We start from the raw sequence: 14,344 nt of genomic DNA, 5'->3' as shown, positions 1-14,344 counted from the left end.
GCCGTGATTTATTATTTTGTTCTGAAAGTGACAGTTCAAAGAGCTTTGATTCTGTCATTTACATGTAATCTGGTATCATTTATTGTCGGATTGATGGTATTCTAATTCCTCTGGTTTTATCATTCGTAAGTTATATGTGCAACAACATCTATCATAATTTATGATTAATACAAAAATTACATGTGCAGTGATATTTAGTCTTCTTTTCCTATGTATTGGCTGCATAGAAAATAATGACCCGGTTTCTGAAACAAATGCTGTAGATGAAGATTCAACAATGTATGCAAGTTCGGCTGATGAATATGATATTGCAATTGCAAACAATGCATTTGCCTTTGATATGTATTCAAATATTGTAAAAGAAGAGAATCTTGTATTTTCCCCATACAGCATTTTTACTGCAATGGCGATCTGTTATGGTGGTGCTGGAGGGACGACACAGGAACAAATAGCATCTGTGTTCAATTATCCATTGAGTAAACCTGTTCTTGAGGAAGCTTCAAAAAATATGATGGCTACAATCAATTCAGATACTGATAACTATGATTTAAGTACTGCAAATGCTCTCTGGGTTCGCAAAGAGTATCCTTTGAATTCAGAGTTTTCAACAAATTCAAAAGAATACTATGGTGGAAATGTAACAAATCTTGATTTCAGATCTGAACCGGAAGAATCCAGAGTAATAATCAATAATTGGGTTGCTTCGAAAACAAACGACAAAATCAAAGATTTGATTCCAGAAGAACTGATTACCGAAGATACAGCTATAATCATTACAAATGCTGTTTATTTTAAAGGTGCATGGATGAATAAATTTGATACGGCAAATACGGCAAAAAGAGCTTTCTATAATTCCTCCTCAAACGAAAATCCTGTGGATATGATGTATACTCAGGAATTTTTCAGTTATGGTGAATCTGAAAATGCAAAAATCCTAGAACTGCCTTATAAAGGTGATGATTTATGTATGTACATCGTTCTCCCTGAAGAAAACAACATAGAAGAATTTGAAGATACTTTTACTATTTCTGATTATAATGAACTTAAATCGTCCATGGAATCACAGTACATTGTGCATACATACTTACCTAAATTCAAAATCGATGTAAAAACTGAATTGCCAGATACATTGCGGAACATGGGAGTTGTGGATGCATTTGATGGAACCCTGGCTAATTTCTCAGGTATGTATAATGTTCAGTTAGTTCCGGAGGATTATAATCTATGGCTAGATGATGTAATCCACCAGGCGTTTATTGATGTACAGGAAGAGGGTACGGAAGCTGCAGCTTCAACGGCAATTGAAGCAACTGATGGTGCAATTCCAACGGTGCTTGAATTCAAAGCTGATCATCCTTTCATGTTCTTCATTGAGGATAAGCGGACAGGATGCATACTCTTCATGGGAAAAGTTGAGAATCCTGAATATTAAGGAAAAGAGAATTATTTTATTCTCTTTTTTTGATTGTTTTAATATTTTTATATTTCCAATTAGAAGATTGTTTATAGCTTATTATCACCTCTAATAATCATGGAATACCATAACGAGGAATTTGAGGAAGAGACTTTCAAGGATATTGATTTTGCAGACGAATCATTCAAAAATACTAAATTTATTGATTGTGTTTTTGAGAACTGCAAACTATCTAACGTAGATTTGAATAACAGCAGACTTCAGGATGTTCGATTTACAAATTGTAAAATCGTAGGTCTGGATTTTTCAAAATGCAATGACTTTATATTCAGTATAGGATTTGAGAACTGCTATCTTTCGTATTGTTTGTTTTCTGATATGGATCTGGAAAACACTGAGTTTGAAGGCTCTCAGGTTTATGATTGTGATTTCGTAAACACAAATCTTAAAAATGCAAACTTTGAAGATTGCGACCTCACAAACAGTCTTTTCAGAAATGCAAACCTGAGTCATGCATCTTTCAGGAATGCAAAGAACTATTCTATAGACCCTAACAACAATTTCCTCAAAAAGACAAAGTTTTCTATTCCGGAAGTAATCTCACTTTTGAGTGTATATGATATTGAAATAGAATAATTACAAAGCATAAAGAATTACAAAAAAATGATTCTTTTTATATTATTTATTTTAGTATAATAAATAGAATAAAATAGTATATGGACAATTTCTTCTACAAAGTTCAATTTATGGGTTGGAATAGATTGAAAAGTGGGTAATAACATGAAAACGGCATACAAGATTGCAGGTGGTCTGATAATTTCATTTTTATTCTTGTATGTGATATTGCCTTTTTTGATTGTTGGCACTCCCACTCCGTTTTATCAGATAAAGAACACGGATACTGTAGGTCATAAGATTACAGTTGAAATCTTTGACCCGCAAAACCAATCTATACATAAAAATGAATTTTATCTTGGCCCTGAAGAAACGATAAAAAAACCAAAGCCTCCAGTTCTTATTGCAAAGACTTATTTCCTTGATGAGGAGTGTGGCTGTCACGTGAAAAGCACTCTTGATGACAATTCTTCTGTATCTCTGACAATAGACTATAATCCATGGAATGAACCTTATATTTCCATCTCAGAAAATGAATTTGCTATGAAAGAACATAGTATTTGTTCTGAATAATAGCTGCCTTGCTTTTAGAACTTTATTCCGAAAGATACTTTCTAAATATGTTAGCTTCTGCTGTTAAAAAACAGCAAGAAGATAAGGTCCAAATATAAAAGCTTATGAATGAGTATGTCTACATGTTTAGTAAAAGGAATACAAATTTAACTGGCAATCAAATTTAATTTTAGTCAAATGGATAGGTATTTGATGCTTTCTCACGGGGGTTAAATTTTGAAAAAAAAACAACTTATAGATGTTATCTTTGCTTCTGAGAAAAGAAAGAATGTACTTCTCATGTTAAAAGATGGTCCTCAGGAAATGGCAGTTATCCTGGAAGAACTGGACACTAACAGACCGGCATTACTTCCACAGATAAGGATACTTGAAGAACATTCCCTTGTTTATCAATCAGGTGATTCTTACGGGTTGACCACAATTGGCAAAATTGTGGTTGATGAAATGAAACCATTCCTCGATACAATTGAATCACTTAATAAACACAGTGATTATTTAAGTACACACAATACAGAATCAATACCAGATTATCTTTTTGAGCGGATAAGCGAATTAAGGAACTGTAAGATTATAGAACCAAGCCTTGTAAATACATATGAAATTAATAGGGAGTTCTTTGATAAATCAAAGGAATCAAGCTCAATGATGTTCGTTTTCACGTTTATGCATCCTACTTTCCTGGAAATTCTTTCATACTATCTTGTCCGGGAAATTGATATTTCCATGATACTCTCTCGGGAATTGTTTGATAAAGTTAAAAATGAATATCCCGAAGAATTACAAAACACATTGAGCAATAATGGTGTCAAATTTTACGTTTACAATAAGGATATAAAAGTTTCATCACTTTCAATCAGTGATGATTGTTTTGTCCTGAGGCTGCTTTTTGCTAACAATGAATTCAGCAGCAAACAGGTATATTGTTGTCACCCTGAAGCTTACAAATGGAGCCGGGATTTTTTTGATTATTTCATGAAAGATGCTGTCAGAATCACAAGCATATAATATTATTATATCTATATTAAAATATATTTTATATGAACCACTGGACACACGAACGGTATTAGACTGATATTATTTTGGTTGGTTGGGAATTTATAATGATATTCATTAAAGCAGTGGAGTTTTTTCTAAATAATTCAAAACGACCTTATTCAAAACTACCAGAGAGCGTGCTTTTATGAAAAAAGACTTGCTGGATATTATTTTTGCTTCAGAAAAACGAAAAAAAGTCCTTTTGATCTTACATGAGGAAACAAAAGAAATGCCAGTCATACTTTCCATTCTTGACACTACCCGACCGGCATTACTGCCGCAAATGAAAATTCTGAAGGAAAGTAATCTTATTTACCAGTCAGGCGACAGTTACGAGCTCACTAAAATTGGTAAGATTGTAGTTGATGAGATGAAACCTTTCCTGAATACTATTGACACTCTTGACGCAAACAGTCGTTACCTGACCACACACAAAGTTAGTGGTATTCCTGAAGAGTTCCAGAAAAGGATTAGTGACATACAAGGATGCCAGATTGTCGAACCAAGCATAGTTAATTCCCAGGAGTTGAATGCAGAATATTTTCAAGTTGGAATGACATCAAGAGCTGTCTTTTTCGTTTATACTTTCATGCATCCGGGATGTCCCTGGGTTCTACAACAACTTGCAGATAACAATATTCATGTTGAGATTATTTTCACTCAAGATTTGGTAGACAAATTAATTGACGGTTGGCTTGATGAATTCCGTCACTATATTGCTTATGATAATGTTAAATTCTATTTATATGAAAAAGATGTTGATATTTCATCACTTACTGTAACTGATGCAGGTTTTCTTTTGAGGTTGCTGTCAAATAGTAATGAGTTTAGCAATAAGCAGGTTCTTTGTGCGAGTTCGCAGGGAAGACTATGGGGTAAAGAGTTATTTGACTATTACTTAAAAGATTCAAAACCTATCACACATATCTGATAATTTTAATATCCGATATTTTAATGCTTAATTTAAAAAGGTGAAGTGTTGTGAAAAATTCGTTATTAGATGTCATTTTTGCTTCGGAAAAACGAAAAAATGTGCTTGTATTGCTACATAACGGACCTAAAGATATTAGTTTCCTTCTTGGACAATTGAAAACTACAAGAACATCATTGCTTCCTCAACTAAAAATAATGGAAAAACACAACATTCTTTTTCATTCGGGAAGCAATTATGAACTCACAAGAATAGGTAAACTGCTTGCAGATGAAGCAAAGCCTTTACTGGAAACCCTTGAAACCCTGAATGAAGGAGACTCCTACTTCGCCACTCATAATATAGATGGTATCCCTGAACAGTTTCTGAAGCGTATCAGGGAAATAAAGGATTTTGTACTAATAGAACCTGACCATGTTGATGCCCAAAAGCTAAATGCAGAATACCTTGCAGAGGCACTTGGATCAGAGGCCGTTTACTTTGTATTTACTTTCATGCATCCGGGAACTATTCCGGTTTTACAACAATTACTTGATAATAATATCAATGTTTCTGTAATTGATAGTAAAGAGCTTGCTGATAAGTTAATAAATGAAATGCCAGATACTTGCCAGTATTTTCTTTCATTTGATAATCTCAAAATCTACTCATATTCAAAAAATATGGGTGTATGTTCCCTTACAATAACAGATAATGGATTTTTACTTAGATTACTTTTTAGCAATAATGAATTTAGCAATAAACAAATTATCTGTATGAGTCCTGAAGGGCGTAAGTGGGGAAAGGATCTCTATGACTATTACGAGAGAGACGCTGAATTGATAACTGAGATATAAAAAAAAGAAAAGAAAAATGGCTCATGCCAAAGCATATTATATCATTTATTCATAAGTTTCTAAGTTCAGATAAAATAAAGCAGGAACATAAATCCTCTATAAATTACATATAATACTGCAGGAATTCCAACTGCAAGGGTTGCTCTTTTTGTTGACAGGTTTCTTCCGGCTTTCAGTCCGTTTATCCAGATGTATAAAGACAGAATAAACAGTGCTACAGAAACAAGAGTGCTTAATATGTTTAAAGGTAGGTTTGCATACAATAATTCATTTACAAAAACACTGGTATCCCCGGTCTGATCCATAGTTTCTATCATCGAAATTAAATCTATTTTCGAGCTTATTACCCAAAAATACAGGGGGCTGGTAATTGTATCTATGATATATGGGATGAAACCATATGATGTAAATTCAAGTACTCTTTTAAAGCTCCCGGTTCCACGGAAAAAAGCAGAAAACAGATAAAATACTCCGGCAGTGGTAATCCATAAAAAAAGAATTCCAAGAAAAGAAACAATTAAAACGATTAACAAAATCACTATAAGAAACGCATACGTATCAGAAGAAATAGAAGAAAAACCGACTGCTGATTTTGATGAATAATTCGATGCGAAAATAATTAAAATCATAGTCAGCATGAACAATCTGGCAATCCAGAGACCTGTTATAATGTAAAATGGTTTTTTCAGGTCTTCAGGCTCATTCATTTTATTCCTGAAAAATACATTCGGATTTTTAAATAATTCCAGCATACGTTTTAACCAACCTTAAAGAACTAACTCTTAAATCAAATTTTATTAAAATTTTATTTACAAGATTAATAAAGTAGCTCTATAAAAAGATTGCTAAATTAATTAGAAAAGAAAAAATAATGATATTTTTACAATTCAATAGTTTCTGTCACCAAAAATAGCTGACCCAATACGAACCATGGTGGCTCCTTCTTCTATTGCAACCCTGTAGTCACCTGACATTCCCATGGAAAGTTCTTTTAAATCAACGTTATCGAACTTTTCCTGTGTTTCTATTTTAATTTCATCAAAAAGTGCTTTCATTTCTTTAAAATAAGAACGTGCATGTTCTGGCGAAACATAAGGTGGAATACACATCATTCCTGTGACCCGGACATTTTTGAGTAATGCAATTTCATTAATTTCCGGTCTTAGTTCTTCAAGTTTAAAGCCATGTTTCTGCGGCTCGTTGCCAATATTTACCTGGAGAAATATTTCCTGAATTTTATCGATGGCTTCAGCTCTCTTATCTATTTCCTGAGCCACTTTTAGAGAGTCTACAGACTGGATTACATCAAAATATTCCACAGCCTTTTTGACCTTATTAGTCTGCAAATGTCCTATCATGTGTTTTTCACATGGAAGGAGACTGTCGGCTTTTTCTTCGAACTCCTGAACCCTGTTTTCTCCGATTATAGTTGCACCTGCTTTTATAGCCTCATTAATTCTTTCAGTGCCAACGGTTTTTGTAACACAGATGAGTTTTGTGTTTCCAAGTTCATTCAGGACAGAAGTTATGTTTTCAGTGACTGACATTTGATTTCCCGGCGATAAATTTGTAATTTTATGGTTTGTACCACTGATTACTTATTCTCTTATAAGATAAACCGTATTCTGAAATCGTGCCAAAAAATAAATATACTTATTTGTTTTGATTTATTTTTCTATCCAATTTCCGTTGCTGTTCTTTTCATACTTTTGTTTCACAGCAGACCACGCAACACGGTGAGAAACTTCCTCACGAGATGCATCTCCTTTTCTGTCTTTCGGATCTTCATACTGATCCCATGCATTGTTAAATGCTTCTTTGTATATCTCCTGAGCATGTTTTGGCAAATTATCCTTTACACCATCAGGTAATTCACTTAATTTATCGTAAGGCATTTTTTACTCCCCTGAATTATGATCATTTGTTTACGCCATTTTTATTTTCAGTTATTAGTGTATATATGTTTCCTTGCATTTTATTTCTAAATTAATTGTAATCGAAAAGCAAAACTATATATTTAGGTAAAGCCTAACTAAATAATCGGATCGAGATATGACAGGGAATGAAAAACATTTATTTTTGGTTTTTGAAAATCTCTTCAAAATAAAAAGTGAGTGTTCATCTGACATCCTTTGTGGATGCGGAATACCGGACATTACCCTGAAACAGATTGGCTACCTGAAAATAATTGACAGGTATGGAGAAATAACATTCAGTAAACTGGCTGAAGTTACCAGTAACTCCAAGCCCACAATTTCAGAGATGATCAATAAGTTCATTCAAATGGAATGTGTTTATAAAAAAAGATCTCCTGAAGATGGCAGGGTCTTTCATATTTGCCTGACTGAAAAAGGACAGACAATATGTCGCTGCGAACAACATGCTTTGTCCCGGCTGACTCAAAAAATGGCATACTCATTAACTGAGGAGGAGTTAAAAATGCTAATAAACATTCTGGAAAAAGTAAAATGATTTTTTTTGTAAATCATTGATTAGGTAAAGACTAACTAACAATTATCCGCAGCCAAAAAAGCTGGAAATTGAGACTATTATAATGACAACACAAGAAAACAATACAGAAAACGAGAGTATAATAATCAGACTCTCTGAGATAGTAGTCTATCCTGAAAGCAACACCAAATTCCTGGCTGACAGAAATGCCGGCGAGATATTGCTCTCAAAGATGGAAAATGAACAGGAAGCAACATACGCAGTAGGACTGACCCTGAAAGAAGATGCAAAGCTTACTGAAATGAGAGAAGATGATCTTTACAGAATAGGAAACTTACTTGAAATTGAATCCGTAACTCCTGCCCGTGAAGGTTACCTGATATCTGCAAAATCTGCCGGAAGAGTCGAAGTCGCTTCCCTGTATCAGAAAGAGGAAATGTTCTACGCAACATATGAAGAGCTTCCTGACATAGCAGATCTCGATGAGAATATGCGGGAATTTGTCCTTCGCGACATAAAGCGAACGATTAAAAATATCGGAGAAAATTTCCAGCACTCAGAACATTTCCTCAAGCCCATTGATGATATGGATTCAATTGATCAGATAATGGGATATGTCACACCTTATCTGCCTGTAGATATTGAAGAAAAGCAGGCACTGCTTGAAACACTTTCAATTCGTGAACGCTACTTGAAGTTCTTCTACATACTGGTAAAGCAGAAAGAGAACATCCAGCTACAGATGGAACTAGCAAAGAAAGTCGGCGAAAAGATGAACAAAACCCATCGTGAAGCCATGCTGCGTGAACAAATAAAGGTGATAAAGGAAGAACTCAACGAAACCGATGACCCGATTTCAGGTGAAGGTGGCTATCAGGAAAGAATAGACAATTCTGATATGCCGGAAGAGATTCACAAGAAGGCTATTTCAGAAATTAGAAAACTGGAATCTGCAGGTCCCCAGAGTCCTGAAGCTAACATAATCAGGAATTATCTTGACCTTTTGCTTGCTCTCCCGTGGACAAGTGGTGAGAAAAAGGACATCGATATCAACGAAGCACGCAAGGTTCTTGAGAACAATCATAATGGCCTTGAAAAGGTAAAGGAACGAATCATCCAGCACCTTGCTGTAATGAAGCTAAAGCATGAGAAGCAGGGCTCAATAATCTTGTTTACAGGTCCTCCGGGAACAGGTAAGACCAGCCTTGGTAAGAGTATAGCAGATGCTCTAGGCAGGGAATATGTGCGTGTAAGTCTTGGAGGTGTAAAGGATGAAGCTGAGATACGCGGACATCGCAGGACATACATTGGAGCTATGCCAGGAAGAATCCTTCAGGCTATCAAAAAGGCAGGAACCAGAAATCCTGTGTTCATACTGGATGAGATAGACAAGCTTTCATCTTCATACTCAGGAGATCCTGCAAGTGCATTGCTTGAAGTCCTTGACCCGGAGCAAAACAATGCTTTTTCTGATCATTACCTGGAAGTTCCATACGACCTGTCCGAGGTTTTGTTCATAGCAACAGCTAACTCACTTTCAACTATCCCAGGCCCATTGCTTGACAGGATGGAGATAATTGAGATATCAGGCTATACAAAGAATGAGAAGCTTGCAATTGCAAAGGACCATTTGCTTCCGGATATACTGGAAGAACACGGTCTTGATGAGAATATGCTTCAAATCGATGATAAAGCACTGGAAAGCATCATTGATCGTTACACAAGGGAAGCAGGAGTGCGAGGTCTTAAAAAGCAGCTTGCAAGAACTGCAAGATTCGTATCTGAAAAGATCGTATCAGGAACCGCAGAACTTCCCTTTGTTGTACATGTTGACATGCTAAAAGAGATACTTGGTAAGGAACTTATACGTCAGGATGAAGCACGTAAGGAGAATGTACCAGGTGTTGTAACCGGACTCGCATGGACCCCTGTGGGAGGAGATATCCTGTTTATAGAGGGTACTTTCATGCCGGGTAAGGGTAAACTCACCCTTACAGGTCAGCTTGGTGATGTGATGAAGGAATCAGCACAGATCTCACACAGTCTTGTAAAGTCAAGGCTTGCAAACACTGCAAACAGCTTTGATTTTACTGAAAGTGATATTCACATTCATGTACCATCTGGAGCTACTCCCAAGGACGGACCATCCGCAGGTGTTACACTGCTTACTGCACTGACATCTCTTATAACCGGTAAAGCGGTTGATTCCAAACTTGCCATGACAGGTGAAGTCACTCTCAGTGGTGCGGTCCTGCCGGTTGGCGGAATCAAAGAGAAAGTGCTTGCAGCACACAGGGCAGGTATAAAGAAGGTAATTCTTCCACATGAGAATGAACGTGATCTTGAGGATGTGCCTGAGGATGTAAAAACTGAGCTGGAATTCGTACCTGTTGAAACAATTGAAGATGTCCTCAAGGAAGCTCTGGATATTGACCTGCAAAGACCCATGGTCTGCTATTCAGGACAACATCTGCATCATCATGAAATAAGTAAAATTTAATTTTGAATGGAGGCTTCAGGCTTCCGTTCCTCTTTTAATTTGACTTCAGGTCTCAAAAAAACATTCTTTTTCAGAACAATATCCTTCACTTTCCAGTTCAAGGGTAGAATGATATATATGGTACTCCTTTAATTTATTTTTAATAGATAGTCTGATTTCATCAGGTCTATGAAGATATTTATCTTTAACTGCAACATGTGCTGTCAAAATATTTGTCTCACCTTCCATGGACCAGATATGAATATCATGTACTGTTTCTACACCTTCAATAACGAGTATGGATTCTTTGACGGCGTTAATGTCAATTTCTTCTGGAACCCCCTGTAAAAGAAGATTAAAACTTTCCTTTGCGTTTTTAGCAACTCCCCATAGTACAAAAAGTGTGAATCCAACTGTCATCAATGGATCGACAATAGGCATATCCCATAATCTGATTATAACAGACCCTGTAAGAAGGGCTACCCATCCCAGAATATCTTCCATAAGGTGCCATGAAAGTATCTTTTCATTCTGACTTATTCCCTGTTTTAATTTCAAATAACCAAGAATGTTTATTGTAATACCGATCATTGATACCAATATCATACCTTCGGCATTCACGGCTTCCGGGTTCATCAGACGTGGGACCGCCTGAGATAGTATGAACAATGAACCTGCTATAAGAACGATGGTAACAAATATCGCTGATAATAATGACAATCTTCTATATCCGAAGGTCATTCTGTTTGTTGCCGGCTTTTTTGCCTGTTTTTCAGCAAACCAAGCCACGATCAATGCAATACTGTCACCGAAGTCATGCAACGCATCAGCCATCAAAGCAAGACTATTAGTTAATATTCCGCCTACAAGTTCAATTAGTGTAAATAATATATTTAAAGAGGCGGCAAACCCTACATTCTTTTCCCTGTCACCCATACTTTATCTATTGTCTGTATGCCTGTTAAGTTTTCCTTGAGCGTACAGCTTCCCCTGGCATAGATTAGTTTTTTTATATGTGCTATCAATGCTTGGTGAAAGTAAACTAACACTTACAGGTCAGCCTGGTGATGCGATGAAGGAATCTGCACAAACCTCTGGTATGCTATTCTGGACAGCATATCTACATCACTGAATAAGTGAAATTTAATTTTAAATGGAGGTGTTGCCTTCTATTTTTTGATTTAGTTCTCTCTGGATTCACCGTCTTTCATAAGTACTATCATTTCTATTATTAGTACAAAATTTCGTACATTCATTAAGGTGCTAAATCACAAGCAAGAGGGAAAATGCAGGAAACAAATATTACTGATGTTTTACAGGATGATGAAATTGAAATTTGTCCATTGAGCAATGAAAATGGAAGTATGAGACCAGTCATATTAATTGTGCTATTCATAATTTCATGGTCAGTACTTCTGCATTATTATTCACCTGAAGATATTGTAAATTTTATCGGGGTTAACAATATTTATGCTTTTATTTTCCTGATAGCACTTGTTGGCGGAGTTTCTACTTTTACTTCAACCACATTCTACACAGCTTTAATAACAATAGCTGTTGGTGGTGTAAATACAATAATAGTTGCGTTACTTGCAAGTATAGGCCTTACAATTGGGGATTTATTATTCTATTACCTGGGATCACAAAGCAAACAATGCATTAAAAAACGATATGAAAACAAAGTCAACACTTTTGTATCCTATATGGAAAAAACCGGCGATACAATAGTTATGTTTTTAATATTTCTTTATTCACTTACACCACTTCCAAGTGATATACTTGCAATTGCACTTGCAATAGTGGAGTTCCCTTTTAAGAAAATGATAGGTCCACTACTGGTAGGCAATTTTACTTTAATAGTTGTTCTTGTAGAACTTTCAAAATTAGGATATAGTCTTGTGTAATGGATAAAAAATAAAGAAAAAAAGATTAAGCCTTATTCTTCAAGGCTTGCTATGTCTTCTTCTTCTGAGAAAAGGTAATCCTTAAGCTCATGTGCAAATGCATCATCGTGCTGTCTGATCCATTCAAGAATCATTGCTGCATGCTCTTTCTCTTCATCTGCATTGTGGATGAGTATTTTTTTGAGGTTCTCATCGGTGCATGCATCCACTCTCTGGTTATACCAGTCTATAGCTTCGAGTTCCTCTCTTAAAGAATCAATAGCCCTTTTCATGTTCAGAGTCTTTTCGGACATTTTGCTGCGGTCTTCGTGCATCATGTATATCACCTGTATAAGGGTACTGAAATTGTATAAATTTTATGGAAGAAAGCTTCCAGTAACAATACCTTGAAAAAAGACATAATAGATTTTTATCATCTTATCCTTATTTTCTTCAAAAAAGAAAAATGAATAAAATTATTCTTTTTCATAATATGGCTTAAGCCTTGGAATTATCCTGTGCACATGTTTCTGATAATCACGGTACTGATCTCCAAATTGTGCTACAAGCCTGCTTTCCCAGTGAAGTGAACCTATCACAAGGTAAACTGTGGTCAGGATGTAAATTACAAGAAGGTTTGTTGTCATAAAAGGTGTCAACCACATTATAACAAGTCCTGAAAACAGGAAAGGATCTCTTATCCAGCGATAGATTCCGTGGATGTCAAGGTGACCTGCTTCAGGTGAATTTGGTGCTGATAACTGGGCACGCAGCTTAAATCTGTGTGGTGCATCCCTCAAAGCTCTCGGACCAACTATAAAAGCAATTACCTGTCCGGCTACCATTAACCAGCGCCATGGGGATGGTATCACATAAAGAAATTCACCGGGATATTTGTAAAGCACATAGACCAGAGGAATTATGGTTATAACTGCAATTAGATTGTACACCGGCATATAAAGGGTGTCTGCTTTTGAACCTAAAGACCGCCTTATGAAGCGTTTTACTGGAAGGCTGGCAAGCAAACTATGAATAAATGCAAATCCTGCAAGACAAAGAACAAGTATGAAAATAGATGCAAACAAGTCATTCAACCTCCAATTAGATATTGAAATAATGTTCTATTTAGGACTTGTGATGAAATTTTTTTCATAGCATAACACCAGATAGCAAAGATTATATTTATCCTGTGTTCAATGGCTTAAACGTCGCTGTTTTATTCAATATCTTCTCTTTGCTTGAAAGAACAGTATACATGACAATTGACAATGCAAACCTATGTTTATAAATCAGGGTATGATAATGGTTTATATATATGGAGCTGTCAATTATAATAATTGATTAATTATATTTGTATGTGGCTGGTGATACAATTAGCGATAAAAAAGGAAATATGAAATTTGTCATATTGGCAGTTGGTCTGGTGGTATTAGGTAGTATTTTCTGGGTATATGGAAGCTTTTCATTATTCGGACCCAAGGATCTTGGCGTGCGATACACCCACGAAGATTATGTAAGTGCACTTGAGAAAACCGGAATGCAAATTGAATTTGAAGGCATGACCGGTGAAGAACTTGAAGAGTACAAGCAGAACGCAGAAAAGAAATCCATAAATGATTATAACTTTGAATTTTCTGATTACCAGGAAAAACAATTCACGTTAACTGCAGAAGAATCCACAGCGCTTTTAAATGAAATTGCTCCCGGATTCTGGTGGTTCGACAACCTACAGGTAAAAGTCCTGCCTGATGGAACCATGGAAGGATCAAGTACTGCTGATATTGGCAGATTAAAGACAGATCTTTATTCAGATGTTGCCGGTGATGTGCCAATTCCATTACCTGACACCCTTAACATTTACAGTAAGGGAAAAATCAGTGTTACAGATAACAAACTCAGTGGTGACCCTGAAAGTTTCTATCTTGGAGCTGTACCTCTTTCAGAAAAATACCTTGAAGAAGACAGTGTAAACACAATGGAAGAATATTTCCCACGTATCTATACTGTTGTTCCGGGACTTGAAATAAACAGCCTGTCATCCAACTCAGAAGGCGAGTTTGTGTTTGATGGTGTAATTCCACAGAAAGTATCCGTGACTAAAAAATAAGTTTGCGGGGTTTTCTGTTG

At 35.9% G+C, this 14,344-nt stretch carries 16 protein-coding genes; 10 read left to right on the top strand and 6 right to left on the bottom strand.

The window, feature by feature from the left end; genetic code table 11:
* The first annotated feature begins 160 nt into the window (after positions 1 to 160).
* The 6 genes from V7O61_RS07745 to V7O61_RS07720 all read left to right on the top strand — a co-directional run bounded on the left by V7O61_RS07745 (position 161) and on the right by V7O61_RS07720 (position 5,404).
* Positions 161 to 1,432, top strand: a complete 1,272-nt coding sequence (locus V7O61_RS07745) for a serpin family protein (RefSeq protein ID WP_288068478.1) — start codon at positions 161 to 163, stop codon at positions 1,430 to 1,432.
* A 99-nt stretch (positions 1,433 to 1,531) separates the two neighbouring features.
* A complete protein-coding gene (locus V7O61_RS07740; RefSeq protein ID WP_288068476.1) occupies positions 1,532 to 2,050 on the top strand; it encodes a pentapeptide repeat-containing protein in 519 nt (172 codons plus the stop codon).
* Between the two features lie 144 nt (positions 2,051 to 2,194).
* Positions 2,195 to 2,602 carry a hypothetical protein gene (locus V7O61_RS07735; protein ID WP_023846575.1) on the top strand — a complete coding sequence of 136 codons (408 nt, stop codon included), beginning with the start codon at positions 2,195 to 2,197 and terminating at the stop codon, positions 2,600 to 2,602.
* A gap of 216 nt (positions 2,603 to 2,818) precedes the next feature.
* A complete protein-coding gene (locus V7O61_RS07730) occupies positions 2,819 to 3,607 on the top strand; it encodes a winged helix-turn-helix domain-containing protein (RefSeq protein WP_288068474.1) in 789 nt (262 codons plus the stop codon).
* A 175-nt stretch (positions 3,608 to 3,782) separates the two neighbouring features.
* Positions 3,783 to 4,568 (top strand): helix-turn-helix transcriptional regulator, encoded by a 786-nt coding sequence (locus V7O61_RS07725; RefSeq protein ID WP_407282246.1) that lies wholly within the window; start codon positions 3,783 to 3,785, stop codon positions 4,566 to 4,568.
* Between the two features lie 50 nt (positions 4,569 to 4,618).
* Positions 4,619 to 5,404: a helix-turn-helix transcriptional regulator gene (locus tag V7O61_RS07720; protein ID WP_407282247.1), complete on the top strand. Its 786-nt coding sequence runs from the start codon at positions 4,619 to 4,621 to the stop codon at positions 5,402 to 5,404.
* A gap of 65 nt (positions 5,405 to 5,469) precedes the next feature.
* Here V7O61_RS07720 and V7O61_RS07715 read toward each other — a convergent pair whose 3' ends face one another.
* From V7O61_RS07715 to V7O61_RS07705, 3 genes are all read right to left on the bottom strand, one after another.
* Complete coding sequence (locus V7O61_RS07715; protein WP_407282248.1) at positions 5,470 to 6,111, bottom strand: YIP1 family protein; 642 nt, start codon at positions 6,109 to 6,111, stop codon at positions 5,470 to 5,472.
* A 180-nt stretch (positions 6,112 to 6,291) separates the two neighbouring features.
* Positions 6,292 to 6,951, bottom strand: a complete 660-nt coding sequence (locus V7O61_RS07710; protein ID WP_407282249.1) for a YggS family pyridoxal phosphate-dependent enzyme — start codon at positions 6,949 to 6,951, stop codon at positions 6,292 to 6,294.
* A gap of 120 nt (positions 6,952 to 7,071) precedes the next feature.
* A complete protein-coding gene (locus V7O61_RS07705; protein WP_288068469.1) occupies positions 7,072 to 7,299 on the bottom strand; it encodes a ChaB family protein in 228 nt (75 codons plus the stop codon).
* A 184-nt stretch (positions 7,300 to 7,483) separates the two neighbouring features.
* Between V7O61_RS07705 and V7O61_RS07700 the strand changes: the two genes are divergently transcribed.
* Positions 7,484 to 7,876 (top strand): MarR family winged helix-turn-helix transcriptional regulator, encoded by a 393-nt coding sequence (locus V7O61_RS07700; RefSeq protein WP_245596150.1) that lies wholly within the window; start codon positions 7,484 to 7,486, stop codon positions 7,874 to 7,876.
* 82 nt (positions 7,877 to 7,958) lie between these two features.
* On the top strand, positions 7,959 to 10,355 hold the full coding sequence (lon, locus tag V7O61_RS07695; protein ID WP_407282250.1) for an endopeptidase La: 2,397 nt from the start codon (positions 7,959 to 7,961) through the stop codon (positions 10,353 to 10,355).
* A gap of 45 nt (positions 10,356 to 10,400) precedes the next feature.
* On the opposite strand, the gene V7O61_RS07690 is transcribed toward lon, so the two are convergent.
* Positions 10,401 to 11,270: a cation diffusion facilitator family transporter gene (locus tag V7O61_RS07690; RefSeq protein WP_407282251.1), complete on the bottom strand. Its 870-nt coding sequence runs from the start codon at positions 11,268 to 11,270 to the stop codon at positions 10,401 to 10,403.
* Between the two features lie 350 nt (positions 11,271 to 11,620).
* Between V7O61_RS07690 and V7O61_RS07685 the strand changes: the two genes are divergently transcribed.
* Positions 11,621 to 12,238, top strand: a complete 618-nt coding sequence (locus V7O61_RS07685) for a VTT domain-containing protein (protein WP_407282252.1) — start codon at positions 11,621 to 11,623, stop codon at positions 12,236 to 12,238.
* A gap of 32 nt (positions 12,239 to 12,270) precedes the next feature.
* On the opposite strand, the gene V7O61_RS07680 is transcribed toward V7O61_RS07685, so the two are convergent.
* Positions 12,271 to 12,555: a ferritin-like domain-containing protein gene (locus tag V7O61_RS07680; RefSeq protein ID WP_023846565.1), complete on the bottom strand. Its 285-nt coding sequence runs from the start codon at positions 12,553 to 12,555 to the stop codon at positions 12,271 to 12,273.
* 138 nt (positions 12,556 to 12,693) lie between these two features.
* Entirely contained in the window at positions 12,694 to 13,302 is a 609-nt protein-coding gene (locus V7O61_RS07675) for a methyltransferase family protein (protein ID WP_407282253.1), read from the bottom strand.
* 272 nt (positions 13,303 to 13,574) lie between these two features.
* Here V7O61_RS07675 and V7O61_RS07670 point away from each other — a divergent pair, with 272 nt between their 5' ends.
* The gene (locus V7O61_RS07670) at positions 13,575 to 14,324 is read left to right on the top strand and encodes a hypothetical protein (protein ID WP_288070680.1); all 750 of its coding nucleotides are present in this window, start codon (positions 13,575 to 13,577) and stop codon (positions 14,322 to 14,324) included.
* Positions 14,325 to 14,344 lie beyond the last annotated feature (20 nt).

This window comes from Methanolobus sp. WCC1 (genome assembly GCF_045690315.1).
GTDB lineage: Archaea > Halobacteriota > Methanosarcinia > Methanosarcinales > Methanosarcinaceae > Methanolobus > Methanolobus tindarius.
Note: the sequence above shows the minus strand (reverse complement) of the source record. Positions and strands in the feature narration are given on the sequence as shown.